The organism is Paraburkholderia sp. PGU19 (assembly GCF_013426915.1).
Classification (GTDB): domain Bacteria; phylum Pseudomonadota; class Gammaproteobacteria; order Burkholderiales; family Burkholderiaceae; genus Paraburkholderia.
In genome coordinates this window covers 479,226-505,766 of record NZ_AP023182.1, presented here as the reverse complement: position 1 = coordinate 505,766, position 26,541 = coordinate 479,226, and the positions used below count along the sequence as shown (strand labels likewise).

General features: G+C 59.6%; 26 protein-coding genes and 3 pseudogenes. 9 read left to right on the top strand and 20 right to left on the bottom strand.

Features of this window, described 5'->3' with window-relative positions; all coding sequences use genetic code 11:
- Positions 1-369: 369 nt before the first annotated feature.
- Entirely contained in the window at positions 370-1,590 is a 1,221-nt protein-coding gene (locus H1204_RS42700; RefSeq protein ID WP_180736109.1) for an aspartate aminotransferase family protein, read from the top strand.
- 66 nt (positions 1,591-1,656) lie between these two features.
- Here the strand turns inward: H1204_RS42700 and H1204_RS42695 are convergent, their stop codons facing one another.
- The 4 genes from H1204_RS42695 to H1204_RS42680 all read right to left on the bottom strand — a co-directional run bounded on the left by H1204_RS42695 (position 1,657) and on the right by H1204_RS42680 (position 6,762).
- Entirely contained in the window at positions 1,657-2,850 is a 1,194-nt protein-coding gene (locus H1204_RS42695; protein WP_180736108.1) for a M20 aminoacylase family protein, read from the bottom strand.
- 105 nt (positions 2,851-2,955) lie between these two features.
- Positions 2,956-4,296 (bottom strand): DUF3100 domain-containing protein, encoded by a 1,341-nt coding sequence (locus H1204_RS42690; protein ID WP_180736107.1) that lies wholly within the window; start codon positions 4,294-4,296, stop codon positions 2,956-2,958.
- A 60-nt stretch (positions 4,297-4,356) separates the two neighbouring features.
- Positions 4,357-5,865, bottom strand: a complete 1,509-nt coding sequence (locus H1204_RS42685) for an aldehyde dehydrogenase family protein (protein WP_180736106.1) — start codon at positions 5,863-5,865, stop codon at positions 4,357-4,359.
- Positions 5,866-5,892: 27 nt separating this feature from the next.
- Complete coding sequence (locus H1204_RS42680; RefSeq protein WP_180736105.1) at positions 5,893-6,762, bottom strand: NAD(P)-dependent oxidoreductase; 870 nt, start codon at positions 6,760-6,762, stop codon at positions 5,893-5,895.
- A gap of 153 nt (positions 6,763-6,915) precedes the next feature.
- Here H1204_RS42680 and H1204_RS42675 point away from each other — a divergent pair, with 153 nt between their 5' ends.
- Positions 6,916-7,827, top strand: a complete 912-nt coding sequence (locus tag H1204_RS42675) for a LysR family transcriptional regulator (protein ID WP_180736104.1) — start codon at positions 6,916-6,918, stop codon at positions 7,825-7,827.
- Here the strand turns inward: H1204_RS42675 and H1204_RS42670 are convergent.
- Both H1204_RS42670 and H1204_RS42665 read right to left on the bottom strand, forming a co-directional pair.
- Positions 7,825-8,322: pseudogene (locus H1204_RS42670) on the bottom strand (alcohol dehydrogenase catalytic domain-containing protein); the annotation flags it as partial. The gene H1204_RS42675 and the pseudogene H1204_RS42670 overlap by 3 nt on opposite strands.
- Before the next feature lie 183 nt (positions 8,323-8,505).
- The gene (locus H1204_RS42665) at positions 8,506-9,279 is read right to left on the bottom strand and encodes an IclR family transcriptional regulator (protein ID WP_180736103.1); all 774 of its coding nucleotides are present in this window, start codon (positions 9,277-9,279) and stop codon (positions 8,506-8,508) included.
- A 283-nt stretch (positions 9,280-9,562) separates the two neighbouring features.
- Here H1204_RS42665 and H1204_RS42660 point away from each other — a divergent pair, with 283 nt between their 5' ends.
- Positions 9,563-9,766: a hypothetical protein gene (locus H1204_RS42660; protein WP_243469096.1), complete on the top strand. Its 204-nt coding sequence runs from the start codon at positions 9,563-9,565 to the stop codon at positions 9,764-9,766.
- Positions 9,767-10,173: 407 nt separating this feature from the next.
- On the opposite strand, the gene H1204_RS42655 is transcribed toward H1204_RS42660, so the two are convergent.
- The 3 genes from H1204_RS42655 to H1204_RS42645 all read right to left on the bottom strand — a co-directional run bounded on the left by H1204_RS42655 (position 10,174) and on the right by H1204_RS42645 (position 12,599).
- Positions 10,174-11,172 carry a dienelactone hydrolase family protein gene (locus H1204_RS42655; RefSeq protein WP_180736102.1) on the bottom strand — a complete coding sequence of 333 codons (999 nt, stop codon included), beginning with the start codon at positions 11,170-11,172 and terminating at the stop codon, positions 10,174-10,176.
- Positions 11,173-11,581: 409 nt separating this feature from the next.
- Entirely contained in the window at positions 11,582-12,064 is a 483-nt protein-coding gene (locus H1204_RS42650; protein WP_180736101.1) for a hypothetical protein, read from the bottom strand.
- Between the two features lie 97 nt (positions 12,065-12,161).
- Entirely contained in the window at positions 12,162-12,599 is a 438-nt protein-coding gene (locus tag H1204_RS42645; protein ID WP_180736100.1) for a hypothetical protein, read from the bottom strand.
- A gap of 595 nt (positions 12,600-13,194) precedes the next feature.
- Between H1204_RS42645 and H1204_RS42640 the strand changes: the two genes are divergently transcribed.
- A complete protein-coding gene (locus tag H1204_RS42640; RefSeq protein ID WP_180736099.1) occupies positions 13,195-13,419 on the top strand; it encodes a hypothetical protein in 225 nt (74 codons plus the stop codon).
- A gap of 695 nt (positions 13,420-14,114) precedes the next feature.
- Here the strand turns inward: H1204_RS42640 and H1204_RS52100 are convergent.
- Positions 14,115-14,453: pseudogene (locus tag H1204_RS52100) on the bottom strand (Sir2 family transcriptional regulator); the annotation flags it as partial.
- Positions 14,454-14,626: 173 nt separating this feature from the next.
- Between H1204_RS52100 and H1204_RS42635 the strand changes: the two are divergent.
- From H1204_RS42635 to H1204_RS42625, 3 genes are all read left to right on the top strand, one after another.
- Entirely contained in the window at positions 14,627-15,226 is a 600-nt protein-coding gene (locus H1204_RS42635) for a short chain dehydrogenase (RefSeq protein WP_180736098.1), read from the top strand.
- 114 nt (positions 15,227-15,340) lie between these two features.
- A complete protein-coding gene (locus H1204_RS42630) occupies positions 15,341-16,216 on the top strand; it encodes an NAD(P)-dependent oxidoreductase (protein WP_180736097.1) in 876 nt (291 codons plus the stop codon).
- A gap of 55 nt (positions 16,217-16,271) precedes the next feature.
- The gene (locus H1204_RS42625; protein WP_180736096.1) at positions 16,272-16,793 is read left to right on the top strand and encodes a hypothetical protein; all 522 of its coding nucleotides are present in this window, start codon (positions 16,272-16,274) and stop codon (positions 16,791-16,793) included.
- A gap of 354 nt (positions 16,794-17,147) precedes the next feature.
- Here the strand turns inward: H1204_RS42625 and H1204_RS42620 are convergent, their stop codons facing one another.
- A complete protein-coding gene (locus H1204_RS42620; RefSeq protein WP_180733773.1) occupies positions 17,148-17,465 on the bottom strand; it encodes a P-II family nitrogen regulator in 318 nt (105 codons plus the stop codon).
- A gap of 536 nt (positions 17,466-18,001) precedes the next feature.
- Here H1204_RS42620 and phaP point away from each other — a divergent pair.
- Positions 18,002-18,505: a TIGR01841 family phasin gene (gene phaP, locus H1204_RS42615; protein WP_180736095.1), complete on the top strand. Its 504-nt coding sequence runs from the start codon at positions 18,002-18,004 to the stop codon at positions 18,503-18,505.
- Positions 18,506-18,687: 182 nt separating this feature from the next.
- Here the strand turns inward: phaP and H1204_RS42610 are convergent, their stop codons facing one another.
- From H1204_RS42610 to H1204_RS42590, 5 genes are all read right to left on the bottom strand, one after another.
- Positions 18,688-19,293 carry a hypothetical protein gene (locus tag H1204_RS42610; RefSeq protein ID WP_180736094.1) on the bottom strand — a complete coding sequence of 202 codons (606 nt, stop codon included), beginning with the start codon at positions 19,291-19,293 and terminating at the stop codon, positions 18,688-18,690.
- Between the two features lie 511 nt (positions 19,294-19,804).
- Complete coding sequence (locus H1204_RS42605) at positions 19,805-20,056, bottom strand: hypothetical protein (RefSeq protein WP_180736093.1); 252 nt, start codon at positions 20,054-20,056, stop codon at positions 19,805-19,807.
- A 134-nt stretch (positions 20,057-20,190) separates the two neighbouring features.
- Positions 20,191-20,574 (bottom strand): hypothetical protein, encoded by a 384-nt coding sequence (locus tag H1204_RS42600; RefSeq protein ID WP_180736092.1) that lies wholly within the window; start codon positions 20,572-20,574, stop codon positions 20,191-20,193.
- 228 nt (positions 20,575-20,802) lie between these two features.
- Entirely contained in the window at positions 20,803-21,015 is a 213-nt protein-coding gene (locus H1204_RS42595; protein WP_243469095.1) for a hypothetical protein, read from the bottom strand.
- Positions 21,016-21,251: 236 nt separating this feature from the next.
- Complete coding sequence (locus H1204_RS42590) at positions 21,252-21,521, bottom strand: hypothetical protein (RefSeq protein ID WP_180736091.1); 270 nt, start codon at positions 21,519-21,521, stop codon at positions 21,252-21,254.
- Positions 21,522-22,288: 767 nt separating this feature from the next.
- On the opposite strand from H1204_RS42590, the gene H1204_RS42585 reads away from it, so the two are divergent.
- Positions 22,289-22,564 (top strand): hypothetical protein, encoded by a 276-nt coding sequence (locus H1204_RS42585; RefSeq protein WP_180736090.1) that lies wholly within the window; start codon positions 22,289-22,291, stop codon positions 22,562-22,564.
- A gap of 440 nt (positions 22,565-23,004) precedes the next feature.
- On the opposite strand, the gene rclC is transcribed toward H1204_RS42585, so the two are convergent.
- The 4 genes and pseudogenes from rclC to H1204_RS42570 form a co-directional block, all read right to left on the bottom strand.
- Positions 23,005-23,574: a reactive chlorine resistance membrane protein RclC gene (gene rclC / locus H1204_RS42580; protein WP_180736089.1), complete on the bottom strand. Its 570-nt coding sequence runs from the start codon at positions 23,572-23,574 to the stop codon at positions 23,005-23,007.
- Between the two features lie 592 nt (positions 23,575-24,166).
- The gene (locus tag H1204_RS53100) at positions 24,167-24,676 is read right to left on the bottom strand and encodes a hypothetical protein (protein WP_346015798.1); all 510 of its coding nucleotides are present in this window, start codon (positions 24,674-24,676) and stop codon (positions 24,167-24,169) included.
- 6 nt (positions 24,677-24,682) lie between these two features.
- Entirely contained in the window at positions 24,683-25,345 is a 663-nt protein-coding gene (locus H1204_RS53095; protein WP_346015797.1) for an MFS transporter, read from the bottom strand.
- A 16-nt stretch (positions 25,346-25,361) separates the two neighbouring features.
- Positions 25,362-26,344, bottom strand: a pseudogene (locus H1204_RS42570) (carbon-nitrogen hydrolase family protein).
- Positions 26,345-26,541: the final 197 nt, after the last annotated feature.

The window sequence follows — 26,541 nt, the reverse complement described above, 5'->3', positions numbered from 1 at the left end:
TCTTTCAGCTCGTGTTGACGGAAATGCAGTGCATATTGGCCAAAAGTCGGTGGCCCTCGAAAGCCACGTTAGTATTGCCATTGGCGATCAAAAGTGGGGCGGCAGGGAACAAGGTCCGCACTCGCGCGTTTAGCCGCAAGGGTCGAATAACGCAGCCATTCGGGGCTTGCTCTCTCCCGCGTAAAGACCGCATGACGCCTCACACTGCGTTCGGTTTTTTCGAACAAGTTTCCAACTTTGAGTTAGCCACAAGCAGACCTGGTACCGGCACACTCCTGCTACACCAGTCGGACTCCTGGGTCAGCCGCCTCCCCAGCGACGCCTCCCTTGTTCCGCGACTCCTCTATCCAGTTGCAGCGAAGCCCTCCAGTGACCACACCACATCCATCACGCAACACGTTCGATACTGTTATGGCCCCCGTCTATGCGCCCGCACGGGTGATACCCGTGCGGGCGCAAGGCTCTCGCGTCTGGGACGAAGAGGGCCGGGACTACGTGGACCTGACGAGCGGCATCGCCGTTTGCGCTCTCGGTCATGCGCATCCCGCGCTGGTCGAAACGCTCACCAGACAGGCTGAACAGCTATGGCATGTGAGTAACGTCTTCACGAACATCCCCGCACTCAAACTTGCATTGCGTCTGACCGAGGCGACCTTCGCGGAGAACGCCTTTTTCGCGAATTCCGGTGCAGAAGCAAACGAGGCTGCGCTCAAGCTTGCCCGACGCGTGGCGATCGACCGGTTTGGAACGGAGGCGAGCAAGACCAGGATTATTTCCTTCGAGCAATCTTTCCACGGGCGCACGCTATTTACCGTCAGCGTCGGCGGCCAGCAGAAATACTCGGACGGATTCGGCCCGCTACCGGGCGACATCTCGCATATCCGATTCAACGATATCGACGCAGCGCTGGCTGCCATTGACGATCAGACCTGCGCGGTGATCGTGGAGCCGGTCCAGGGCGAAGGTGGCGTTATTCCGGCAACGGCCGACTTCCTGCGATGCCTGCGCGATGCCTGCACCAGGCACAACGCGCTTCTCATCTTCGACGAAGTGCAGACAGGCGTCGGTCGCACCGGTTCGCTCTTCGCGTACATGGACGTCGGTGTGACGCCGGATATCCTCACGACAGCCAAAGCCCTTGGAAACGGTTTCCCGATCGGCGCGGTGCTCACCACCACGGACATCGGCAAACACTTCTCCGTTGGAACGCACGGCTCGACGTATGGCGGAAATCCGTTGGCCACCGCCGTTGCGGACCGAGTTGTCGAACTCATCAACACCCCGCAAGTTCTCGACGGTGTTCGCGAGCGTAGCGCTCACATCCTTGCGAGCCTGCGCTCGCTCAATTCCCGCACCGGCGTGTTCCGCGAGCTTCGGGGCGTGGGATTGCTGATCGGCGCGGAGTTGAGCGACGTGTATCAGGGACGCTCGAAAGACATCATGACGGCCGCGCTCGAACACGGCGTCATGATTCTGAATGCGGGTCCGAGCGTCCTGCGATTCGCCCCGGCGCTCAACATTCCGTACGAATGTCTTGACGAAGGGTTGGCACGCCTGGAGCGCGCGATCGACTCTTTCAGGTCCGAGTAAGTTGCGCCGGACTTCGCGAGGCGAGGCTCTGCGTTCAGAGCCTGTAGCGCCTGCTATCGCACGGGTTCAAGGGCGCTTCAAAAACCGCTCCACGAGCCGCACGAAGTACGTCGACCCCACGGGAAGCAAGCGGTCGTTGAAATCGTAACTCGCGTTGTGCAACAGGCACGGCCCTGCTCCATGCCCCACGATGCGATGGTCGCCGCCGCCATTACCGATGAACGCGTAGCAACCCGGTTTTGCTCGCAGCATGAACGAAAAGTCTTCGGCAGCCATCGTGGGCTGAATCGCCGCGTCGACAGCCTGATCACCGACTACTTCACGCATGACTTCGACCGCCAGCGCTGTTTGTTCAGGGTCGTTGATGGTCGGCGGATAGTTCCGGCTGAACTCGATCTCACTGCGACAGCCAAGGCCAGACGCAATCGACGAGACGATGGCTCGCACGCGACTTTCAATGAGGTCGAGCGTCGCTTCCGAAAACGTGCGCACGGTGCCGCCCAGCCAGGCGTCGGTGGGTACGACGTTTTGCGCTTCACCCGCGTGAATCTGTGTCACCGACAAGGCTGCAGCATCGAGAGGATTCTTGTTGCGGGTCAGGATGCTCTGCAATGCGCTGACAATCTGCGCCACCGCAAACACCGGGTCTTCACCAAGATGTGGCATCGCGCCGTGGCATCCCGCGCCCGTCACCGTAATCCTGAAGAGACTTGTCGATGCCATGATCGGGCCGGGACGCACGCCGAAGTGTCCCTCCGGAATGCCCGGCCAGTTGTGCACGCCGAAAACGGCATCGACAGGAAAGCGCTCGAACAGACCGTCGTCGATCATCGCCTGCGCGCCCGCACCTTCTTCCTCGGCAGGCTGAAAAATGAAATGCGCGGTGCCGTCGAAATCGCCCGACTTCGCGAGATATTTTGCTGCGCCAAGCAGCATGGTCGTGTGACCGTCGTGCCCGCATGCATGCATTGCGCCCTGCACGGTGGAGCGATGCGCGAACTGGTTGGCTTCCCGCATGGGCAACGCGTCCATGTCCGCGCGCAGTCCAATCGCGCGAGTGCTGTTTCCACGCTTCAGGGTAGCAACCAAGCCGGTTTTGCCAACTCCGCGGACAACCGGCAAGCCCCATTCCTCCAGCTTGCCGGCGACGAGATCGGCCGTCCTGTTCACGTTGTATCCCAGCTCCGGGTGCGCGTGGATGTCACGACGGACTGCAGTCATCTCCTCTGAGAATGCCTGGATTTCGGCAATAGCGTTCATATTCACTTGATCAGATAGTCTTTCTGGCAATCAACATTGATGTCCGATTGCACAGACCCGTAGCGTTTGCCGGACCGCCGCGTTTGCGCAGGCGGTTCCAGCCGCCTAAATGTGGAACAGTTGCGCGACGACGGTCGCACCGAGGAACGTGCCTGCGTTGGCAACGAACGAGACGAGCACGATGCGCCAACCCAGTCGGCGGAAAGCGGGCAAGTCCTTCGCAATCGAGAGACCGGCGAAGGCCAGCATCGGCGTGGTCACGCCAAGAAAATCGTTCCGCGCGCTCAGATCGGCCAGCTGTGCGCCCCAGGGGCACCAGGGAGACGTCGCGTACATCGCTGCGAACGAGACCCAGCACACCGCGGGGATCTTGCGTCCCGTCAGCGTGGAAAGCGCGTCGCCAACAACGACAGCAAGCAGCATGATCAACATCCCGGGCAGTCCTGCCAGCGGCGTCGTTCCGTGTGCCATCCAGTCGCATACCAGTGCGAACACGGCGGTGACGACCCATGCCAGCACTTTGCCGCCATAGCTGAGATGCGGCGCTTCCGTCTGCACATCGCCGAGTTTCGGTCGGCTGGCTTCTGCCGCTTCGGACGCGTTCGATGCGCTGGTCGTACGGCCAATCAGCGGCTCGAGAATGCGGTAGCCGAACAATGCCATCGGCAGCGAAATGAACAACGTGAAGTACGTGCCCACCGTCGTCGTGATCAGATTGCTCGCAGCCGCAAACGTCAGCACCGACTTGGCAACCTCGGGCGTCTGCTGCGCAGCGATAGCGCCCGACGCCGCTGCCATCATGCTGCCCGAACCCACGCCCGAACCCATCGCGAGTGCGAGCGGGTCGAAGATATTCAGACTTGCGACGAAGCCCGCGAATATCGCGATAAAGACCGCGCCGAAGATGGTTCCAGTGAGATACTCCGCCAGCACGCCACGCCCCTCGGCCGAGTCCATCCCGTACTTCTCACCGATGATGGCGAGACTCGGCTCACGGCCGACCGAGAAGGTGGCGCCGATGGCTTCGCGCTTGATTCCGAGCAGCAGTGCGAGCGGCAAGCCAAGCAGGATCGTGCCGACAAAATGCCCCAACTCCTGGAAGGCAAGCGCCCAGCCTGCGGACGCGAGCTTGGGTAACGCACTGCCAATCATCAACCCAAGCTTTGCAATGAAGAGCAGCAACGCAGGCTGCAGGATGGCCGCAGCGTAAAACTGCGTTTTCACGTCGAGGCGCGCGGCGCTGCTCGATCGCGCACTGATCACCCCGATCGCCGCACCGAGCAGAAGCGCCCAGATCATCGGCAGGAGAACCACCTTGCCCGGGCCAATCTTGAACGTGAAAGATCCGATCAGCTCGGCAAGCAGAATCACGCCCGCAGCGAAGACAAGTAGCTTGGCCGTGCGCACGCCTCGGCCGCCGGATGAGTGCATTGTTATGCTATTCATTGGTCAGGTCTCCCCAAATTGACGATCCTCCCCGATAGAGCGGGGAGGATACCTTGCCGATTAAAGGTAGCCGAAGGCCGTGGGTGGTTCCTTCGCGGTTTCGACCCAGACGCTCTTCGTCTGCGTGTATTCGTAGAGTGCTTCGACACCGCTCGAACGACCGTAACCGCTCAAACCGAAGCCGCCGAACGGCGACGCCACGTTGATGGTCTTGTAGCCATTCACCCAGAAAGTGCCGGCATCGACTTGCGCTGCCACGCGATGCGAGCGCGCGACGTCGGTGGTCCACACTGCGCCGGCGAGGCCAAACTCGGTATCGTTGGCAATTGCGATGGCTTCGTCTTCCGTGTCGAACGGAATCGCTGCCACCACCGGCCCGAAGATTTCTTCACGCGCGACTGCCATCTCGTTGGTGACGTTCGACAGCACCGTCGGCGAAACAAAGTAGCCCGCGCTCGAGCGTTCCTGCGAACCCGATGCGAGCGTTGCACCCGCCGCCACGCCCTTGTCGATCATCGACATGACGTGCTCGTACTGCCTGCGGTTGTTGATCGGACCCACTTCCGTCCTGTCGTCGAGCGGCTCGCCAACCTTGACTTTCTTTGCACCCGTGGCAACCATCGCGACGAACTCGTCATAGACGTCGCGCTGCACGAGCAGGCGCGAGCCCGCCACGCAGCTCTGGCCAGCACCGGCGAAGATGGCCGCCTGCGCGGTCAGTGCCGCGCGCTTCAGGTCAGCGTCGCCGAAGATGATGTTGGCAGACTTGCCACCCAGTTCGAGCACACACGGCAGCACGCGCTTGGCAGCCGCCTCGGCGATCCGCGCGCCCGTCGCCGGCGAGCCGACGAACACCACTTTCTTGATGGCCTTGTGCGCGATGGCCGACTGCGCGACGGTCTGCCCCAGACCTGCCAGCACGTTCACGAGCCCCTTCGGCGCGCCCGCGCGCTCGCAGAGCAGACCGATGACGATAGAGCTGGTCGGCGTAAGTTCGGACGGCTTCAAAAGCACTGCGTTACCCATCGAGATAGCGGGCGCGACCTGCCAGCCGCATGTGAAAACGGGCGCATTCCACGGCGTGATTTGCAGCACGGTGCCAGCCGGCTCGCGGCGCGTGTAGTTCAGATGCGAGGTCGGCACGGGAATCACTTCGCCGTAGAACTTGTCGGCCCAGCCGCCGTAGTACTCGAACATCTCGGCGACCTTCGCGACTTCACCGCGGCAGTCACGGATCGGCTTGCCCGAGCCGAGCGATTCGAGCCGCGCGATGGCTTCCGCTTCCGCGCGCACTTCGCGGGCGATCTCGAACATCACACGGCCGCGTGCCGCATGCGTGAGCGCCCACCACTGTTTCTGCGCGCGCACGGCTGCGGCGGCGGCCTGTTCGACGACGGCTACGCCGCCGTCTTTATACGCGATGCTCTCATCGCCCGTAGCGGCGTCGAAGAGTTGAATGGTTTCACCCGCGCCTTCCACCAGTTCGCCGCCGACATACGAACCGATGGTCTTTGCATTCGGGAAGAAGTGCTGAAACGCCACGAGAAGGTCTTCTGCGTTCTTGCTCATCTGAAAATGGCTCCGGATATCTGGCGATTACTGTTTGTCGATGAACTGGACGATGCGGTTGAAGTCTTCTGCATCGCCGATGGTGTCCGCGCTCGCGGCCCACAGACGGCCAGCTTCCTTCGCGATCGGCGCGGTAGCGTGCGCGCTCTCGAGCAGCGCCATCGCAAGGCGCACGTCCTTTCTCATGAGCTTCATCGTGAATCCCGAGTCGAACTTGCCGTTGAAAATCCACGTCGGATAATTCGTCAGCGTTGCGCTGTTCTTACCCGAGCCGCCATTGAGTGCCTCGACCAGTTTTTCCGGGTCGACGCCATTCGCTTCGGCGGCCCGAACGGCTTCGCTCGCGGCCAGAAGATGAACACCCGTCAACATGTTGTTGATGATCTTGGTGACATGACCCGCACCGACGGGGCCGACGTGGACGCGCTTGGCGCTCATCACGGCAAGGACGGGCTCAACTGCTGCGACGTCTTCGTCGGCACCACCCAGAACCATCGTCATCGTGGCAGTCGCTGCACCCTTGGGGCCACCGCTGACAGGACCGTCGACGAAGCCCACCTTGAGCTCAGCGAGGGCGGCAGCAACCTTGCGCGTGCTGCCCGGCTCTGCAGTCGTCGTGTCCACGACGATCAGGCCCGGCTTCGCACTGGCGGCAACGCCCCCTACACCGAGCACGACCTGCTCGACGATTTCGGAAGTCGGCAGCGAAAGAATCAGCACGTCGGAATTACGCGCGATATCAGCGATGGAAGCGCGCGCCTGAACGCCGTCTCTCTGCAATTTGTCTGCAACGCCGGGCGCGGCGTCATAGCCGAGCACGTCGAAACCGCCTCGCTTGAGCGAGAGCGCCATCCCGCGCCCCATATTGCCCAGACCAATTACTCCAACCGTCTTCATGTTTCTAGCTCCAGGTCTCTTGATTTCGCAGTTCGTACCGTGGCTGCTATTCCACGTTTCCGACTGCCTGGCTTCCATACTGGGCTTTCGAAAACCTATAATCAATAAACACCAATTTGCGAAGCGTTCTAAAAATTCGAACGATGAGGTCTCATGGCAGAGAGTCTGACGGAGAGCAGGATTGTCTATTTCTACGAAGCCGTACGATTCGGCAGCATTCGCGCAGCGGCAGACTGGCTGAACGTCGCGCCCTCGGCCGTGAGCAGACAGATAGGGTTACTGGAGCGAGAACTCGATGCCGCGCTGGTCGAGCGGCATGCCCGCGGAGTGAAACCTACGGAGGCCGGAGAGTACCTCATCGAGTACTACCGCGAGCAGATGGCGCACAAGGAGGACCTCATCAGCCGCTTGCAGGAATTGCGCGGCTTGCGCACGGGGCACGTCAACGTTGTGCTCGGCGAGGGATTCGTATCCGACATGCTGTCGGGCCCGATGCAGCAGTTTTGCAAACACTATCCGGGCATCAAGGTCAATCTCGACCTCGCCGGAACGAACGAGGTCATGCGCAAGATTACCGAAGACGAGGGTGATATCGGGCTCGTTTACAACCCGCCGCCCGAACCCAAGATTGTCTGCAGGGCATCGCGCATGCAGCCACTGATGGCGATCGTTGGCCCGGGCTTTCCTCGCGCGCAACGTGAAAAAGCGATGACAGTGCGAGAGCTGGCGTCCTTTCCGCTGGCGGCGGCGCATCCCTCTTTTGGTACCAGGCAGATGCTCGAGGCCGTCGAGTTTGCCGAGAAAATACGCCTTGATCCGATCGTCACAACCAACTCGATATCCATCCTCAAGCAGTTCGTCAAATCGGGGCTGGGCATTGCATGTTTGCCGGCGTTTTCCGTCTCGACTGAGCTGGACGCGGGAGAACTCTTCGCGATTCCCATTGATCATCCGCTGCTTACAAACGCGGAGGCACAGCTCGTAACGCGCGTCGGCCGAAAGCTGTCCGTCGCCTCGAACAAGCTACTCCAGCTGATGCATTCGCAGATGCGCGCATTTCGTTAGATAACCGAAACGCGCGGCCTGCTCGAAGCTGACCTGTTCCGGCAACTTCACCAACCCGTCAGCGGGAGCCGTTGCGTACTGGCACAGGCCGCCATATGGGTAACGCCGATAAATTTCCTTCGAGCGTGGTCCGAAACCAAAGTACCCTTGAAATGTGAAGGCCTGGCAGCTAATACGGTCTCCAACTCGACAAGCGTGGCACGTACCACACGAGCGGCCTGGGTTGATATAAACGCGGTCACCCACGGCAAATCCCGCGACATCGCTGCCGACCTCCACGATGACCCCAGCGGTGTCGAGTCCGTAGATTGCAGGCAAGTCAGGCACCGTGAGGTAGGCGCGGTCGCCGTAGCTGCGCATGACATTACGCAGGTTCGGAACAATTCCCGACGCTTTCACTTGCACGACCACGTCGGTCGTACGTTCGATTTGTGGCCTTGCAATCTCGTCGAGCCGAAAGTTCCCTCCGGGCTCGTGTAGTCGCATTGCGTGCATGGTTTCAGTTTGCATGGTCAGTCTCCATAAATTGGATGCGTTTGGTATCGGTGACATCCGCATCGAGAAAATGCTGGTACATGTCGAGCACTCGTTCGCCGGGAACGAGCGAACCCCTACAACTAATAGTTGTACTAATATTAGAGATGACATTGGACGTTCATCTGCCCATGCCGGACGAGACTAGTTGTCGTGGTCGCTGCCGCCTAACTCGACCCTCAAGTCCGCCTTTAGCTTGAGCAAACGTTCAGCCATTTCGTGCTTCAGAGGAAGTGCTCGAGATGTGGGCGCCACGACCGCGACAGCATATTGCCCATGGACGGTATCGATTGCGACCGCCATTGACGAGACGCCCACAATAGATTCTTCCGACTCCCAGCCGAATCCGGCTTCACGGGTTTCCGCCACGATGTGTCTCAATTCGGCGATATCGGTTACCGTGGCCTCTGTCATCTTTTCCAAACTTGCGCCGAGGAAAGCTTCGTCAACCAGGCCCGTGTGAAGCGCTAATAGCGCACGGCCGCCACTCGTGCAGTGAAGTGGAAGGTCGCCCCCAACCCCGGGCGTTACTCTCAAAACGTGTTCTGCGACAACAGCATGCACATATGCGAGACGTCGGCCACTAACGCGGCAGAGAACTACAGTCTCTCGCAGTTGTTTGGAGAGAAGTTCGAGGTGAGGTCTCGTTATCGCCACGACGTCGGTATGGACTCGCCCAATCATTCGCATTAAGGCAGGACCGAGCCTCACACCTTCCCCGCGGTCAGCCTGGACAAGCTCTTCCTGGCTCAGCGCCGAGATGATACGTTGAACCGTCGAACGGGGAAGATTGACTATTCGCGAAATCTCGGCCAGACGCATACCTCCGGGTTCAACACTGAGGACGTTCAGAATCCTGGCTGCCCGGGCTATCACCTGTATCGAATTGGACTTGTCGTCGCTTAGCTCGTCGCTCATTACGCTTATATGCATCAAAGGAAAGGTTGGCCTCTAGCCACATGTCTCAAAACCCATCCTAATCTGCCGTTTGCATTAAGGCAGCCCGGAATTACCCGCATCATGGAACGAGCGCCCGTATCGTGGGTTTTTAGTTGAAACGCTGACCCATTTTCAGCCAGTTCTGGAGAGTCGGACCACGTATCTCGCAATTAGAGCCACAGCCCGACGAACTAAGTTTGAAAAGGACTCTCCATTATGAAAGCGGACGGTGGTCCGGTAGGCCGAACGTGAATCAGGGCTTGTGGACGCCCTGTACAAGGCGCGCTATCTGATTTCGTTGCACGACGGCATGACCGTGCGGTGCGACGGCGAAGAATGGGCGCTTGACTTCGGCCAGGAGCTGAAAATGATTGACGCAACGCTGAAGATGGCCGGAATCGACACTCGGCGCTCCGGGCCGGCAGCGGGCGGTGTCCATCGGAGGACAAGCGCGAATGGAAAGTGAGACCTACAGAGGCTACGTCTTGTGGGGCATGTGGTTCGAGAACAGGAAGGGGCTCTCGAGCGCTATGCGGCGAGCGGCTCGGTCACTAAGGGCGGCAAGTTTGTCGAAGCATCGGGCATTCTGGGCGTTGTGGATTAACTCGACCGTGTCGGTGACGTCATGGCCCTGCGCCGTGCCGAAATATTCCCGCGTGGACAGCCTGGCGCCAGATGATGGGCGTGGGGTCGCGCAGGCGGCGCAGAGCGCCGACAGGAGAAATGCGGTACCGGTCGCGCGCAATGTCCGAACCGTTGCACGGAGAAGGACTGCGCAAGCCCGGAGTGAACACGGGCCACCGCCGGTCGTGACCAGGTGGGTGAAGCTTGACACCGGCTCGAACGCTGCGCGACGAGCACGCGCGCTCACTATCAATTCGGCTTGGCACCGTTCGCGGTCATGATTTCCTTGACCGCCGCCCGCGCCTTCGCCGATGCCTCCGGGTTATAGGCTATGGTCGGACCAAGCTCGACACACGAGTCCTGATACGTAAAGGGTTTGTTCGTCGCCGCATTCAGGATTTCTCCGTGCAACGCTTCCTGCAATTTGCAGTTCCTTGTCGTCTGCGCTTGTGCCAGCTTCAGCGGCATCGCAAACGCCTTGCCATCAAAGACGTGATATGCCCCGGGGTATTCGGTCAGCTTGATATCCTTGCCGGTCGCCTGCAGCCGACCGACGTATTCCCGGCACGGTGCAACCGGAACGTAGTCGTCTGCACTTCCGTGGAATATCCGCACCGGCTTGGCCGAGATGTCATCATCCCGCAGATACCCTATGTTGCAAGACGGGTAGAAGGCCACATAAGCGGCAAACTCCTGGCCAGATGCCGGGCCATGCATCTCCCGGAACCGCTTAAGACTGGCGTAGAGAGCAGCGTGACCACCCCGGGAGAAACCCATGAGCATCACGCTCTCGGGGGCGATTCGGGGGTGTTTCTGCAGTATTTCCAGCGCACGATATGCGTCTTCGACTTGTACAAGGCGTCCGAGCTTGGACTGGTCATTGTTGACGCTGACGATGCCGCGACCGGTAAAGCTGTCGATGGTGAAGGTGGCGACGCCCATCGCAAGCAGGTCTTGCTCCCAGTCCGTCACGTAGCTTGAGATGCCGCCCGAGCCATGCAGCAGAACAACGACCGGGAATCGCTCAGTGCGCGTGCTCGGTAGCCGTAGTTCACCGGCGATGGTGACGGGCTTCCCGGGTCGGCCCTCCAGAAATTCCGCGTCGGTCGGCGTGGTGGATTGGAATGGAATGACCTCCATCCGCTCGACCTGCGCGTGTGCAGGTCCAGAGAGCGCGACGAAGAGGATGCTGAGTGTGACGAAAACGAGGTGGCGGAAAGCTGTGCGATACCTTTCAGGCGTAAGCATGGCGACGTCCTTGGTAGTGTTGTTCGTCGGTGACCTGGTCCCGGTAGCCTAGTCCATTTACTGGCAACTACAACCTGCCCATGCCCTGACATAATCGGACTCACCCGCACGTGTTCTCCGCGTCATTGAAGGTTTTGCGGTCCAGCTGCCGGCCGTGCATCTTCGTGTGTACCAGGTCGGCCCTTGAGCAGCTGGAGATGACGCCCGACGCGTTCCTGGAGCGCCACCGCTTCGCCTCGGCCGTCAACCTGGCCACCGTGGCCGAACGTGTTACTGGGCCAGGCGCTTCGGCAAGCTGGCGGGCCTGGACTGGAAGCTCGATGGGACCGGTCAGCGCTCCCGGATGGGATGGCTTGCACGAAAGCCTGTTGGGTTCGCCACGCGCTGCGAGCCGCGCAGTCCCGTGTTCTTATTCGGCGAGCCGGCAGGTCTTGGAATCAAAGCCGAGCGTCATGCTCTTCGTCACCTTGGGTATGGCAGCCATGGGTTCGTCCGGTTTTCGGTCCAGATAGGTGACGACGATGGAGCGGCCGTGGAACACAATCGAACGCGGCATGAGGCGGTCGCCAAGGAGGACAGCGTTGGTCATACTGCAGTCACCGAATGCCACCGCAACATAATTGAAAATGCCGCTACCGCCTGGTTCGTCCGTCAGGAATATCGCGGCAGCAGGCTTCGAGTCAAGCCGGCCACCGACGGGCTTGCCGAACACACGCGTCACGTGCTGCGTCGCTGAGCCAGGCGCGGCCGGTACCGCTCGCTTGCCATTCGACAACTTCACGTCTTCGTTGTCGATGCGGAAGGTCGCATTTTTGTAGTCGACATCGACAGTTCCAGCCTGGGCCCAGACGGCTACCAACGCAAGGCAGGTCGCGATTGCGGCGGCGGTCAACTGCTTCCTCATCATTCATGCGCTCCGTCAGGAAACGTCTGCCGCGTAGTCGCGAAGTAAGCGTTCCGAAGTTGTTGTTCTTCGGGCCGCCCCGTGCTCAGACGCCGACGGTATGCTGATAGAACCAGTCGTCGAACGCGTCGACGCCCTGCACGGTCAGCCCGAGCCGGTGCGCATTCTCGCAGGCCCGCACCAGCATCCAGCACGCGGCCTCTTCGAGGTCGGCCTCGAAGTCGGGCGCATTGGTTCTATCGAAGTGCCGCAGTGCATTGGCTACACAGGTCTCCGCGTCATTGAAGGTCTTGCGGTCCAGTGGCCGGCCGTGCAGCTTCGTGTGCGCCAGGTCGGCCGCATCGAACTTCCAGTCCACGCCCACCGGCTTACCCGCGTTCCGCAGCGCCTCGCCCAGTACACGTTCGGCCGCACTGGCCAGGGTAATGGCCGAGGCGAAGCGATGGCGCTCTACGAACGCGACAAGGGCCATCTCCAGTTGCTCACGCGCGAGTTCGACGCGGTGGCAGGTTTGCGAGGTCATGCCCAGCTCCCGGGACGGATGCGGATGTCTCAGTCTATCGCCGCTTCCGGTGCGTTTCCGAGGAAAAATTGACGGCCATTGTCGACATGACCGCACTCCTCGCAGCGTCACGGCTAATGCACCGACCGCAAAGCTGGCGGTCGCCTGCGCGGTGATGCCGAGGACGATAGCGGCACCGAATCGGTGGGCGTCGAGCTGATGCTCGTCTCAGCGTGAGCTTGACGCTTCGAGAGACCAGCTGGGATTCGGTGTATTGAAGATACATTCGCGACCGCTGCGCGGGCTTTTGTCATCGCGTTCCGGACACATATACCAACAGTTTGTGCACTCGCTGACAGTGCTGTTGGCTGCAACGAAGCAGAATGTCATTCGTAGACGCGTCCGGCGCTGGTCGCGTCAGCACTTACAAGCAGTTACGCGGGAAACCGCATGGTTTCCCCTATCGTCGCTTGGATTGGTCACAATTCATTATCCGAATCAGCGCTCGTCCGATGGGCTGGGACTCCATAACACAACTTGCGGGGATGACACGGTCATGGAAGCAAAAGACTATGACGGCAGCTCTTCGCCGCATCGTGCTCATAGAAGGCACCCCGTGACGCTGAGCGCGCACGAACTCGCGACGCTCTTTCGCCTGCGCAACGCGTCGGTTTTGACGGACATTGAAACGCCGGACGTCATTGCGCTACAGGAAGCCGGGGTGGTCCAGGTCATCATGTCGGAAGACGGTGATGCCGCGCTGGCGCTGACCGTAGACGGGAAAGTATTGCTGCGCATGCTTGGCGCCGAGCCAGTTGGGAGTCGCGGTTACCCAAACTAATGCGCCAGTGGGCCCAGTGTCCTGCGCGGTTTGGCCTTCGGCTGGCCAACACCGTCAAGCGGTTGCCCCCTGTTCGGCGTGCAATAGACGGGTCGGTTGTAAAGGCGCCTTACGCGCTACCAGAACGCGGGGCTATGCGGCGCGCACAACAACACCTCTATCGCAACTGCGATTGCCAATTGAGTCTTCCGGGCGCTCTCCGAGGAAGTCAAGTATCTCTGCCTTCGGGGTCGAAAACATCAGAGGTCTCGTTTTCATGGACGTCTCCGGAGCCGTAACACCGATGGCAGAGCTGCCACCGCTCTCCGTCACATTTCGGGCACGTGATGGTGTTGGACGTGTGAGACACGTCTGAAACAGTCTCGACTTCGGTTATCTGCACCTTCCCCGTCCCGCCACATTTTTCGCACGTGATTTTTCCTTGGCCACCACATTGCTGACAGGTAGTCATCGTCTCCCCTCCTGGTGGTTAGGCGTACGTGACCATACTACTCCGAGCGCGTGAGAACACAGTCGGCATGGCGCGTGCTGCACGAAGCTCGACAAAGACGAGCGTCGAAACACGCGCGAGCCACCCCGTCATGATTTGCAACTGGGTTTCTGTCCGGTCTTCAATCGAGTTGTAGACCCAGAACACAAGAATGTTTTCGCGTCAAACCCGCGTAGCGCTCGGCGATACAGCTGTCCAGATTCGCTGCTTTCTGAAACTGCCGGTCCACGTTGCTGGTAAAGACGCCTCCCTTCTCCATGCGCGCGGCCCAGAAGTGCAGAATGTCGAAGCCCGCATGGGGCTCGGTGCTCCGGTATAGCGCGAGTCGGTGACCGTAGAAGCCCCAGTCAGGCAAGGGCATGCACCACATTGCCGACGGCTACGCAATCTCTTCGAAGCTCAAACCGGCAAGCTTCACGGCCGGGTACGCGCAGAATCCCACCGTACCGCGAAAGTCCGGTAGCCCCGAGTCGACACCCATCCCGACGCCAGCGGTAAAGCGTCCTTCCCGATGCCAAGGCAAATCCGCAAGTTCTGATGTCAGACCTCCAACCTTGACAAAACACGGTCGGCAAAGCTCCATGTTTGCGAACGAGAACCCGGGTGGCAACGCTTGGTTCGCGTCGCCTCGGACAGTAGTACGATATTCATTCGTCTCTGCGCCACGTGCGATGCGTCGCTCCGCGCTGGCGCGACCCTTCCGGATAAGGAGGACCTATGCGCGTGCTGATAGTTGGCGCAACCGGACTAATCGGCAAGGAAATCGTTCGACTGCTCTCGCCTGAACACCAGGTCATTGGCGCGAGCCGCAATGGCCCAGACCAGTTCGTGGACCTCACAGACAAAGCGTCCATCATCTCAATGTACCAGCAGCTCGGAACCGTTGATGCCGTGATTTGCGCTGCGGGCGCGGCGAAATTCGCACCGCTTGAATCGCTGACGGATGAAGATTTTGCGTTCAGCCTGGCCAACAAGCTGATGGGGCAGGTCAATCTGGTCCGTTGTTCGGGCGGCCACGTTACCCAAGGTGGGTCCTTGACGCTCACCAGCGGCATTCTCTCCCTGCATCCGGTCACAGGGAGTGCCGTAGTGGGCATCGTGAATGCAGGGGTCGAGGCGTTCGTCCGGTCCGCAGCTCTCGAATTGCGGGGCAAAGCACGGGTTAATGCCGTCAGCCCAGGCTGGGTTTCAGAAACGCTTGCCGCGATGGGACAGGCCTATTCCGCAGGTACCCCCGCCGCGGTGGTGGCCCAGGCGTACAACCGAAGTCTGGTCGAGAACATCACAGGACAGGTCATTCCAGTCAAGAAGTCGTGAAAGCAGCGCAGCCGTCCAGTAACGGCGTTTGGCTTCAGTCGTGCTGTTTTGACTCGCAGCAACGCCGCTTTTCGTACGTAACCAGGTACCAGGGCAAGTATGAAGGAGACGACCATGAACCTCGCCGGCAAGACGCTATTCATGTCAGGTGGCAGTCGCGGTATCGGACTCGCCATTGCACTCCGGGCGGCACACGACGGCGCGAACATTGTGATTGCAGCGAAGACGGCCAACCCGGACCCGCGGCTCGAGGGCACGGTACATACAGCGGCGGCCGCCGTCGAAGCTGCTGGCGGAAAGGCGCTTGCGCTGGTCGTCGACATCCGCGATGAGGAACGCGTAAAGGGTGCGGTTGCCAGGGCCGTTGAGGTGTTCGGGGGCATCGACATACTCGTGAACAATGCCAGCGCCATCCGACTAACGGGAACGCTCGATACGCCCGTCAAGCGGTACGACCTGATGCACGGGGTGAACGGGAGAGGCACATTTGTCTGTGCTCAGGCCTGCCTGCCTCACCTCCTCAATTCGCCGAATCCACATATCCTGACGCTGTCGCCTCCGCTGGTCACAGACCCGAAGTGGTTTAAGGATTTCCCGGCATACACCATTGCCAAATACACGATGAGCCTGTTCACACTGGCGCTGGCCGGTGAGTTCAAGGACCGTGGCGTCGCCGTAAATTCGCTGTGGCCGCGAACTGCTATTGCGACTGCTGCTGTACGAAACGAGATTGGCGGCGCCGATATGATTGCTGCTTGTCGCAAGCCGGAGATAGTCGCCGACGCGGCCCACTATATCCTGACGCGCCCATCCAGGGAGTGCTCGGGAAATTTCTTTCTCGATGACGAAGTGCTATTGGCGGCTGGTGTCCGGGACTTCTCGCAATACGACGTCAAGGCTGGCGCGGCATTGCAGGCAGACTTCTTCGTTGAGGCGTTGCCGGGCATGCTAAGGGCGGACAACATGGTGAAGGCCAAGTTGGATTCATGACAACCTCAGCACGACGAGTATCAATGAACAACAACGTAACGAACGGAGAGTCGCGATGGACGACCGCTTTGACAGACGGGAACTGCTGCTTCACCTCGGGGACATGCTCGAAGCTTTGAGCTGTTTATCCAAGACGGGTCGGCCGGATTCGCTTGTGGCTCAACTCGCGATGGAACAGGATTCGTTGCGGGACTTCGGGTACCTCCGTGTGCTTGACCGGAAGATGACGGTGGCCGAGTTCAGCGAGCGCCTCGCGAGCGCGTTCTTCCTGTGGCCAAAGGAACTGCTCGAGGCCGAACTCAACCGCAATGCGCTGGCGTCAACCGTTCAGCATGACCTCTTTGATGGCAATCCTTCCGGCTGGAAGGCCTATGTCGCCGAGATGCAGAAGAAGGTACGCTGGTTTGGGACCGGGCTTCCCGCGATGAAAAGCGGCACTTCGGAAGAACCGGCGCACGCTGCCATTGAGGAAGCGAGTCCGGTCGAGGTGTCGGTCGTGGTCGCGCCGTCTGTGGAGTGGGATGCGCCTGACGAGAAGAAGGGGTGGCCTTGGCCCCAGCCGGGGTCGACGTCCTGACTCACTTCTGCTCGTGGCGTCTACCGCGGATTCCAAATTCCCGAGGGCCCGGACTCGGCCTTGGCGACAGCACCCTCAATGACAAAGGCCTGAGCTTCTTCTTGCACAAAACAGTAAAGCTGTCGGGCTGTTGCCGTAGAGCAGTGGTCGCAAGCCGTCGCTCATGTGTCGAAGGCCGAGGTGCGAGATTGATGCTGTTCGTGTGCCATTTAAAGCTCCGATGGAATGGCCGGCGACAAAACCGGCTCATTTCATCGAGCAACGCACGGACCCAGTCTGCAACGTTGTCTTTTTCGGCCTCCCGTGCCAGAGCCATGGCGACCGCACTCAGGACCATCGGCGTGAGCCGTCAGGTCAAGGTATTGCCTCAGACTGCGTGCGGACGCGGAAAAACCTTTCGACGGGAATAATCGCGACTATGCCGTCTCCGGCCGGCCCGACGTGCGCGATATCCATGATTGCTCTTACGAGGGTTTCAACGTCCGATGCCTGGGCGAAAATTTCGATTTTGAGGTGCTCGGTCGTCCAATCATCGGCAAACAGGTTTGGATGCGCGCCGAACCCTTTTACCTTGCTAACGGTTATGCCGTGGATATCAATAGCGCCGAGCCTCTTTTCCAGAGTTTGCAGAACGTCCGGCCGAACAACCGCCACAACACATTTAAGTTCCATGTCTTGCTCCTCGTTGACTCCTTGATGGAAGGACGTCATGCGCTGCTACCCATTCGGCGCCTACCTTGCATCAACTACTGCCTGAATCTTCCCTGCATCTCGAACTCCGTCTTGTGTCATCTGATAGTGTATCTCTGCCATACCTTGGGGAACCGGACAAGTTACTGCAATCCGGTCTATGCCGTATCGGTTCGCATTCTTCGAATCAGCCCCCGGAGCCGTGGTCCATCCGCCGCATCTTCGGCAAATTGCGTCAAGCCTCGAGCACTGCATCGCTACGACTTGGCGTCCGGATAAATATAGGTCTGCCAACATTTTTCCTAAACCAAGCCCTCGCCAACAGCGACGTGGCAGCCACACGACCGCGTGATTTCCCCTGGTTGACGGTGTGCTCCCGAAAGAATAGGGTTGCTGCGGTGCAAAAAAATTGCAACAGAAAAAAGAACGCGGATGGTAACTGGTAATAGCTGCCAGACATCGTTGCACTGCGAGGACGGAAGTCGATAACCGAAAGATTCTGACATGGAGTCACACAAATGATTGCGCAAGTCCCTGAACAGTTCATTGCAGCACAGAAAGCAGGCATGGATGCGCTCTTTGGATTCTTGAACACTGCCTATCCGGGCTTTGAAAAGCTGGTGGATTTAAACATACAGGCCGCAAGAGCCTCGTTATTCGAAAACCAGGCGGTCCTCTCTGAGGCTGTATCCGCCAAAGACTCCCAGTCGTTGCTTGAACTGCAGACGCGACAGAACGAGGCGACGACAGAGAAGGCGCAAGCCTACTGGCGCCACGTCAATGAAATTGTCACCGAGACCAGCAGTCAACTGCTCGCGCAGAGCCAGAAGCAGGTGAGTGAGTACGTTCGGGAAAGTCAAGCGCTCGCAGACAATCTCGGCAAAAACGCGCCACTGCAAAGCGGCACGTTTGCCGCGTTCTGGTCGAAGGGCCTCGAGGCTATGCGAGATGCGGGTACGGCGTTCCAGCAGCAGGCCATGGGGACGGCAAAGGAAGCCGTGGAGGTCGTCGACAGGGCGTAACAGACAAATCCCACCCTTGAGCATGAAAGCCTTCGAAGGGTGACGTTATTTGGGCGCGAGAAAGCCGGCGTGCGGTGTGCCGACTCTCCGAAGCCACTTCATTTTTAGCTTCATTGGCTCACCAACTGGCTGATGAATCGACGACCGGGCGGAGCCGGATGATCAGCTGCCGGGATGGCTAACTAATTCGAGCGGAATGTTCGATCAGTTCTTGTGGTCGTCTTACATACCTCATGAAGCAAATTCAGGTCGAAAGTACTTAATGTATTTTCGGCTGCCCCATCGGAGACTGCTTCAATGTCGGCCAACGAGAAAAAGTGAGTACACGCCGCTAAATATGACCCTATTACTGATGGATGACTTCCATCGGGTTCGTATAGGTCGATTTCAGGTCGCAGCCTGCGAAACTGAGCCCAAGCCAGGCCGACTGGGATAACTCTGGCCCCGGTCGCTTTAGCTAAACCCTGAAACGCCGTTACGATATTTGCCTGCGACGCCGGGTCATTCTTCCGAGCCCAAGTCATGTACAAATATGGCTTCGCACCGGAGGTTTGAATCTCATCGACAAATCTTCGGACATGTTCCTGCATGCTTTTCAATGCACGGAGCGGTCGCGTGCTTTGGTCCTGCAACACGACCGCATTCCATTTCTCGGCGGCTAGAAGCTTTTGGACTTCGCCCCGGTTCCAATGCGCCGCAAGCGATGCTCCGCCAAATGCGAGTACATCTGCCTTCACCCGCATATCGGGAATGCTCGCCTCAAGGAGGCTGACAAGCATCCTTGGCATATCGTTTCTCGTTGTATAGCTATTGCCAACAAAGAGGACTCGAAACTCGCTGCTCATGGTGATGGGATATAACGACTCGTCCACGAATCGATGCAATGACTCAACGACATACTAATGTTCATCTACCCACATGGTACCCCGATTGAACGACGGTCGCCTGTGCGACGTCGAACGAGAGGTCCGGCGGGTCCGTAACCGTCTGGTTTTGCCGACATACGGATCCCTCTGCTATCGGATGAAGTATTTGAGTCCTTCAAAAATGCGTTTTGACACAATCTGGGCCGACTTCTGCCCGACAGTATTGATGTCATGAAGCCGGTGCGCTGCAAGGCACCAATGGTCGAAATTCATGCCGCGCGGCTCGCGCGTCGGGGCGTCGTTTTCTGGGAGACCAGGCTTCTGGAAGCGGACCGTCGCTGTACCGTCATGCCACCTGACACGGTCAGTGTTACGCGCATCAAGGGGCAGGACGGCAGCGAGACGCGCGCTTCCTGACTTCAGGAGCAATCGCTTACCGATAGTCTGCGCGTGACTTCTGACCCGCGAGAAGTTCGTCCAGTTTGCGCTCAAGCCGCAGGTTAGAGCAACCAATCAGGAAGATCATGCAGAAGTAGTTGATGACGGGAATAAACGAAATGATCGTCCATTTGACAACAGGACGCCCCTTGTCCTTCGCCAGATAGTGACCCACGAAACCGAATATCAGGGAAAGGAGAACGAGCGGTATGAACGACATCACGGATGCTTCCGATGAGTGCGGCATGATTGCCCTCGCTAGCGGTTTTCAGAATGCGGCACGCACCGTGCCGAAAAACATTATGTCACCTGGCGCCCGAGGCGAAAGTAGTGCCTGCATCATGTGACCTGCCGATGAGCGGTCGGAGGATGGCGGGAGATTCAAGCACCGGCTGCTCGTTGACAGGGGGCGAACAGATCGATGCATTCGTAAGCTTCACGCCCAAGCCTGCCCACTTCACGCCATATGGTGGCTGGGAACGGCCGACGCATCGTATAAAGTGCAAGGACGTCTTCACACATTTTTGCCAAGCAGTGGAATGCCGCGATCCCATCCGTGTCACGTATCGTTGCCTGTTGATCGAGGACCACTCTCGCCATCTCGGTTTTTTGAGCCAGGGCACGCCATTGTGCCTCGCGAACCTCCAATCCGTGTCCACCCAACTGTGCGGCAGCACTTGAAACAATGTAGAGGTTCTTGATTGCCGTGATGAGCTCTGGCGAAGGTGCGACATGACGGTCGCTGCGGGACAGCCGGGTACGCATGATCAATTTGCCTTCGACTTATTTCAGGGAGCCAGGCCTCGGTCCCGGAAACCGGTCCGAACGAAGTCCGTCGCGCTGACGAATGGGTAAGGCGGCGGGCTTTGGCGGAATGGTGTAAATCCGAGATCAACATGGAGCTCGCGAGACGCGGATTGCCGGGGACATGCGGACGCGGCCGGACGCACCCCGATCAGGTCGCGGCGGACGTGTTCCGCATCCTGACGCTCGTCACTGACAGGCGGAGCTGAATTCCGCCGGCGAGGTACCGAGCAATTCAAGCAGTGCGACCAGTCGTTGCTGATCATGCGGCGACAGCTTGGAGCGTTTGAGCAGGCTTTCGATCTGCGATATCCAGTACTCGCGACGGATAAGCTGAGGGCGATGAATTATGGCGTTCAGCGCCTTCTCAAGTTGTTCGATCTCTGTCTTTACGAAATCCACGCGTACCTCCTTCAATCGTCCCAAGCCCAGAAAGTCACATAGTGTCTCGCCGTTCCTGGGGCCACGCGGCGCCCCGCTCGCCCCTCGCAACAGACCGGCGTTCCTCTACCAACGAGCAAACAGCGTTTGTGTGGAACCAATTCGGCGCAAGGAAGCCGCCAGTCGCGCTGACCCAACGCGGGATCAAAGCCGGCGGAATGTCGACCCAGTCCACTCACGCGATCACTTCCCTCTTTTCAGGCAGGCTCGGCCGCCGTCCACCGCGACCAGGCGTTCTGTTCTTTTGCGTCGGCCACTCGCAATGCCCGAGAGCCGTCGGCGAACGTCAGACACTCGATGCGAAGACAGCCGTCTGTGGCGAAATCGCGGGCTTGGATATCGCCGGCATCACGCTTGAAATGCAGTCTGCCCTCCTGCAAAAGGTCCAGCGGCGATCGGTATTCGGGGTGCGCACCTTTGCTGTCCCAGCGGTTCAGGAGCGTGGCCGCAATTTCAGCGTCGAACATAACTTTCCTCAGCCAGCTGATATGGCTCTCGGTTCCTTGTGCGTCGCGACGTGTTCCGCCATCGCGACCGGTAGCACACAATCCGGGCGACACGCACCGGCAGCGGGAGATCCCCACGCCTTTGCCGTGCTGGAACTGGCACGCCGGCCGACCGGTGCACCTGTCGCAACAACCAGATGTCGAATCCCGTGATCCAGGCGAAACCGACGAAGCGTGGGAGCAGCAACAACCATAGTCTTCGGGCAAACGTTTGCTCTTTCATGTCAGCACCAAGTCGACGGCCTCGTTGGAACATGCATGGATAACGGCGTCTTTCCACAAATTCTTTAACACCAATCTGCAATCTGCTCATCACCGCGTAAAACGTAGTTGGAAGGCGTTCGTCGGCCGTGTAGGCGGCCAACAACGTGCTTCGGCGCGCCGCCGGCCTCGCGGTACCGGACTACCCCACCTCAGGCACTGGAGATCAAAGCCGCTGTACGCACCTCAACAAACCCTTGTCGTGTTCGTTGCAGGAAAAGTGTCGCCTGCTGCTGTACGTCCCTGATTGGCAGTCGCTCTTGCCATGCGAGACATCCAGTACGCGGCCAACGACAGTCCGGTCCGGAAGGCCGTATCTTTCAGCACGTAAACTCCCGGAGCGCTGCATAGTATTCGTATCTCGTGTGGCAAGCCGCACAGACACTGCGTGCGAACGATCAGTAAATGGCAAACACGCAATGCGCGTAGACGTCAGCGAAGAACAACCAGAGACAGGGGACCGAATCATGTTGCGACTGCTTGCAAACCTGATTGCACATCACGCTCCAACTCCAGAGAAGCAGGCCGGACGCGAGTTGAAAGATTTGCGCATGGACCTGTTTCAGGCCGAGCAACATGTAATCGATGCGCAAATACGCGCAGATTACTTCCGAGCCCGTCTGGCCTTCGTAGAGGAAGTGATGACCAAGGGAGTGGAGCAAGTCTCCGACCAGCGTAAGGGTCGCAGCGAAGAACGCGAAATAACCGTCCGGCCTGGACTCAAGCTCAAAGCGGCGCATTAGATCTCATTCGAGAGCATTGTCAGCGACGATATCAACCTTGGTGTGAAGCGGTGTCCGAGCATCAGCATCGCTGCTGTCGTATACACCCTACGGCCGAACCGGTTGCTGCACCATGGCGTGGACGAGGGCGCTCGAAAGAATGAGCGACGGAGTTCGCGAAAGGCAGCTTGTGGTCGATCCGGGTAGTTCGTAGCTCGCCAATCATCGCGCGTCGCCGGGCCGTCCCGCCCACTTCCGTGGCCGACCCATTGCTGCCGGTCGAACAGATGCAGTTCCAAGGGCAAATACCGGATACGGAACGGTCATTCCGTGCTGTCCATGGAGCCGAAATGATCGGCCTTAGGAACGTGTTGCCGTCAGCGGCGGGACGGCCGCTCGATAGCCCGTCCAGCCATTCATACCATCACCGCCGAGCAACGCGTTCCGACTGTTCAACAAATTTAGCCTCTTTCTTGCAGCAGTGCGCGCGCGGAGTCGGCCATCACGACGACCGCGCCTGCCATCATCATCGTGTCTTTCCAGATCAGTCGTCCCATTCCGGAGAGATAGGGAAATCCGTGCTGAGCATCGCCGAGCGCGGGCACCCACGCTTCAGGTGTTGTGATGAGAAAAGACAGCGTAACGACCGGCGTGAGAAACGATAGAAGGCCACCAACGAGACCTGCACGACGTGAGACGGGATTCAGCAAAACGAGTAGCGCGATGGTGAGTTCGACCGTGCCGAGCCCGTCGGAGAAACGATAGGTGTTGTTGTCGGTCTGCCAGGCACGCTGCTCCGTCCGGAGTTGACCTTCCTGCGTCATATGCTCCTTGTACTGATCAGGATGCTTGTAGAAGAACGACATGAACGGGCTGTGGGCGACCATAGGTGTGATGCTGTCTGCTTCGAACGGCACAAATTTCAGTAGTCCAATCCAGATGAATACAGCGGCGATGGATATGCGGACCAGGTTGACGCCAAGTCGGTCGGCGCGGCTAAGCGAGGAGAGCAAATTGTTGATAGAGAGCATGATTCGAATAACAGGTGAACGGTGAAAACAGTTTAGATATGCGCTGTTTCTTTCTCCATACTCCATTGAATCAATGCCATGCTTGATCGGCTCAAATGCGCCAGACGTGAGGACTACACACATCTTCGATCTGCCTGATTTAGAGACGCGTCATGCAATTCGCCGCTCCGCCATCGACCAGCACGGTCGAGTCGGTCGCTCACGGCATCAACGGGGATGCAAAAGTGCATGTTTTTGGGGAGGGCCCTCTGACTCAGAGCGCCCCTTCGCCGACGATCGTGCCGGCACCAGGCAACTGCTGGATCTGAGTCGAGCAGTTGCCTGGTAAGGTCACCCACGGACGATTCGGTGGGCTTTGCGGTCAGGAGGCGCCATTGGCCCGCCTCATTTCTCTGACTAAAGTCTGGCTTTACCCGTCGCACGGTTTGCGGGCGACAGCCTCCGTCGTATGCGATGCATTCACTAAAGCGCGCGAATCACTATTCGCGCCCCCGATCCTGAGGAGCATCCCCAGCATCCCAACGCTCCACTGTTCCCAAACTGCGAAGGCTGGCCCAGCTAACGCGCTTCAACGCGGGCATAGAAACGGCCTTTATGGAGCGGTGACCGTTTCAGCCGGCTGACGATCGGATTGCGCGATGCTCCGGTGTGCCCATTCAGCGACGACCAGCGACACAGTGATGAAGACCGCGCCTACGAGCCCGAGACTATGGCGGTCGAACCAGGTGATCGCGGCTCCACCGATGACCCCCGACATCGATACCCCGATAGAGATGGCGGCTGAATTCAGCCCAAGCAACAGTGGCGCCGAGGTGGGCGCGATGCTAATCAGTCGGTGCTGTTGCGGCACGAGTAGCCCCCAGCCGCACACACCCCAAACGACGAGGGCGGGCACGGCTGTCGCGAGCGAGGCCGAGGTCCAGGGCAAAAGCACGAAGTCGATTGCGACGATGGCGATTGCCGCGTTGATAATGCGGCGGCCACCAAGGCGGTCGGTCAAGCGACCGGCGGCCAGGTTGCCCATGGTCGCGACGACGCCCCAGAGCAGCAGCAACCCGGCCAGCACGCGCGCGTCACCGCCGGTGGCGCGGTCGAAGCTCAAGCCGACTTACGTGTAGACGAGGAAAAGGCCCGCATACGCCAGCCAGGTCGTCGCCAGGGTCAGCAGCACGCGTACATCGCCGAGCGGTGCGAGCCGGCGGGCAAGACTGAGGGGCGGCGGCGTCGGGACGTCTCGCAGGAGTCGAGCTACGCCCATCGCGGCCAGCGTGGCAACGGCGGCCACGAACCACATCGTCGCGCGCCACCCCAGCCAGCCTCCGATGAAGGTACCCAGCGGCGCACCTAGCGCCGTCGCGCTGGACATGCCCGCGATGACGATGGCGAGCGCCTTGCCACGTTGCTCGGGCGACACCAGCGACGCACCGGCAGCCGTCGCCGTCGGACTGAACATGGCCGCGCCCAGACCTGCCAGCAGCCGACTCGCCAGCACGATCCCGATGTTCGGTGACAACGCGGTGACCGCATTGGCTAGCACGAAAATCACGAGGCCGGTGAGCAGCAACCGCTTGCGCGGCCAGTGCGCCGCCGTGGCAGCGACGACCGGCGATAGCAGCGCCAAGCTCAGCGCGTATAGCGTAACCATTTGGCCGGCCAGCGCGACGGGCACGCCGAACGACGCGGATACCTGGGGCAGCACACCGGCAACGACGAAACTGTCGGTGCCGATCGAGAACATGCCGCCGGCGAGAACGAGAAGGCGTTTGTCCATCGGTTTGCCCGGTCATCTATTCAATGGTAAAGATAGCCCCCGGTCGGTCCTCCCGATTGAAATGCCCACCATTCTCGTGAACGTGCGCAGTAGGTGTGCGGTCGATCATGAGACTGAGCAGTTCCGGCCGGTTGTAGTGACCCGCCGAGTCCATGAGCATCTTGCGGCGGTCAATCAGCGAGAAGTCCAGATCGACAATCACCTCGCCTTCGCCCGAGCGCAGCGGTTCGGCCATCAGCATGCCGTCAGGCGACACGATCGTGGTGAAGCCCCCCCCGAGATCGGGCCGATCCCGCAGCCGGTGTCCTTCATGATCTGCGCCTGCTGGTCGGCGTCGAGCCACGCGGTCGCGTTCACGACAAAGGCGCCGGACTCGAGCGCGTGCTGGCGAATATTGATTTCCATCCGTTGAGCGAATCCCTCGCCAAAGGCCGAACCCGGATACATGGCGGAATGGATCTGCTCGCCATCGGCGATCATCGCGTAGCGCGCCAGCGGGTTGTTGTGCTCGAAGCAGGCCAACTGGCCAATGCGGCCGACCTTGCTGTCGACGGCGCGCAGCCCCGACCCGTCGCCCTGGCCCCAGATCATCCGTTCGAAATGCGTGGGCGTGATCTTGCGGCGGCGCTGGATCAACGTGCCGTCTGCGTCGAACAGCAACTGCGTGTTATAGAGAGTGCCGCCGTCGCGTTCATTGACGCCGATGGAAACCACCATGTCCGCCTTGCGGGCCGCCTCGCCGATCGCGTCGGTGGCGGCGGACGGCACCGTTACGGCCTGTTCCAGCAGCCTCAGATGCTCGTTGCCCGACAGAATCTCGATGCCCGTCTGGACTGCGGAAAAGTACGGGTAGTAAGGCACCACGGTCTCCGGAAACGTGGCGAACTGCACCCCCTTCTCACCAAGCTCAAGGATCTTCTGCACGACTTTCGCGACGGTTGCCTCGCGGCTGTAGAGGACGGGACTGATCTGGACTGCGGCGGCTTTGACGACTTTCATTGCAAACTCCTCGACTGATAAAGACGGGCACATGGCATCCGTGATGCCGCACGGCCGCAGCGCGGCGATCATCGGCATGTGGCAGTTCTTCGTCATGTGTTCGTTTGGCGATCATCACGCTTCACGGGAGAATCTGGAAGTGGCAGTATTGCCATTATTCGAGGAATATCGGACACATCGCAAAAGGTGGGCGCCGT

Excerpts from the sequence above, each read along its gene's own strand:
- H1204_RS42605 (WP_180736093.1), bottom strand. The coding sequence starts at position 20,056 with ATGCCGCACTCATCGGAAGCATCCGTGATGTCGTTCATACCGCTCGTT.
- H1204_RS42620 (WP_180733773.1), bottom strand. The coding sequence starts at position 17,465 with ATGGAACTTAAATGTGTTGTGGCGGTTGTTCGGCCGGACGTTCTGCAA.
- H1204_RS42690 (WP_180736107.1), bottom strand. The coding sequence starts at position 4,296 with ATGAATAGCATAACAATGCACTCATCCGGCGGCCGAGGCGTGCGCACG.
- H1204_RS42625 (WP_180736096.1), top strand. The coding sequence starts at position 16,272 with ATGGACGACCGCTTTGACAGACGGGAACTGCTGCTTCACCTCGGGGAC.
- H1204_RS42675 (WP_180736104.1), top strand. The coding sequence starts at position 6,916 with ATGGCAGAGAGTCTGACGGAGAGCAGGATTGTCTATTTCTACGAAGCC.
- H1204_RS42610 (WP_180736094.1), bottom strand. The coding sequence starts at position 19,293 with ATGCCAAGGATGCTTGTCAGCCTCCTTGAGGCGAGCATTCCCGATATG.
- rclC (WP_180736089.1), bottom strand. The coding sequence starts at position 23,574 with ATGCTCTCTATCAACAATTTGCTCTCCTCGCTTAGCCGCGCCGACCGA.
- H1204_RS42645 (WP_180736100.1), bottom strand. The coding sequence starts at position 12,599 with ATGACCTCGCAAACCTGCCACCGCGTCGAACTCGCGCGTGAGCAACTG.
- H1204_RS42680 (WP_180736105.1), bottom strand. The coding sequence starts at position 6,762 with ATGAAGACGGTTGGAGTAATTGGTCTGGGCAATATGGGGCGCGGGATG.
- H1204_RS42655 (WP_180736102.1), bottom strand. The coding sequence starts at position 11,172 with ATGCTTACGCCTGAAAGGTATCGCACAGCTTTCCGCCACCTCGTTTTC.
- phaP (WP_180736095.1), top strand. The coding sequence starts at position 18,002 with ATGATTGCGCAAGTCCCTGAACAGTTCATTGCAGCACAGAAAGCAGGC.
- H1204_RS42695 (WP_180736108.1), bottom strand. The coding sequence starts at position 2,850 with ATGAACGCTATTGCCGAAATCCAGGCATTCTCAGAGGAGATGACTGCA.
- H1204_RS42600 (WP_180736092.1), bottom strand. The coding sequence starts at position 20,574 with ATGCGTACCCGGCTGTCCCGCAGCGACCGTCATGTCGCACCTTCGCCA.
- H1204_RS42665 (WP_180736103.1), bottom strand. The coding sequence starts at position 9,279 with ATGAGCGACGAGCTAAGCGACGACAAGTCCAATTCGATACAGGTGATA.
- H1204_RS42635 (WP_180736098.1), top strand. The coding sequence starts at position 14,627 with ATGCGCGTGCTGATAGTTGGCGCAACCGGACTAATCGGCAAGGAAATC.
- H1204_RS53095 (WP_346015797.1), bottom strand. The coding sequence starts at position 25,345 with ATGGACAAACGCCTTCTCGTTCTCGCCGGCGGCATGTTCTCGATCGGC.
- H1204_RS42590 (WP_180736091.1), bottom strand. The coding sequence starts at position 21,521 with ATGTTCGACGCTGAAATTGCGGCCACGCTCCTGAACCGCTGGGACAGC.
- H1204_RS42685 (WP_180736106.1), bottom strand. The coding sequence starts at position 5,865 with ATGAGCAAGAACGCAGAAGACCTTCTCGTGGCGTTTCAGCACTTCTTC.
- H1204_RS42585 (WP_180736090.1), top strand. The coding sequence starts at position 22,289 with ATGTTGCGACTGCTTGCAAACCTGATTGCACATCACGCTCCAACTCCA.
- H1204_RS42630 (WP_180736097.1), top strand. The coding sequence starts at position 15,341 with ATGAACCTCGCCGGCAAGACGCTATTCATGTCAGGTGGCAGTCGCGGT.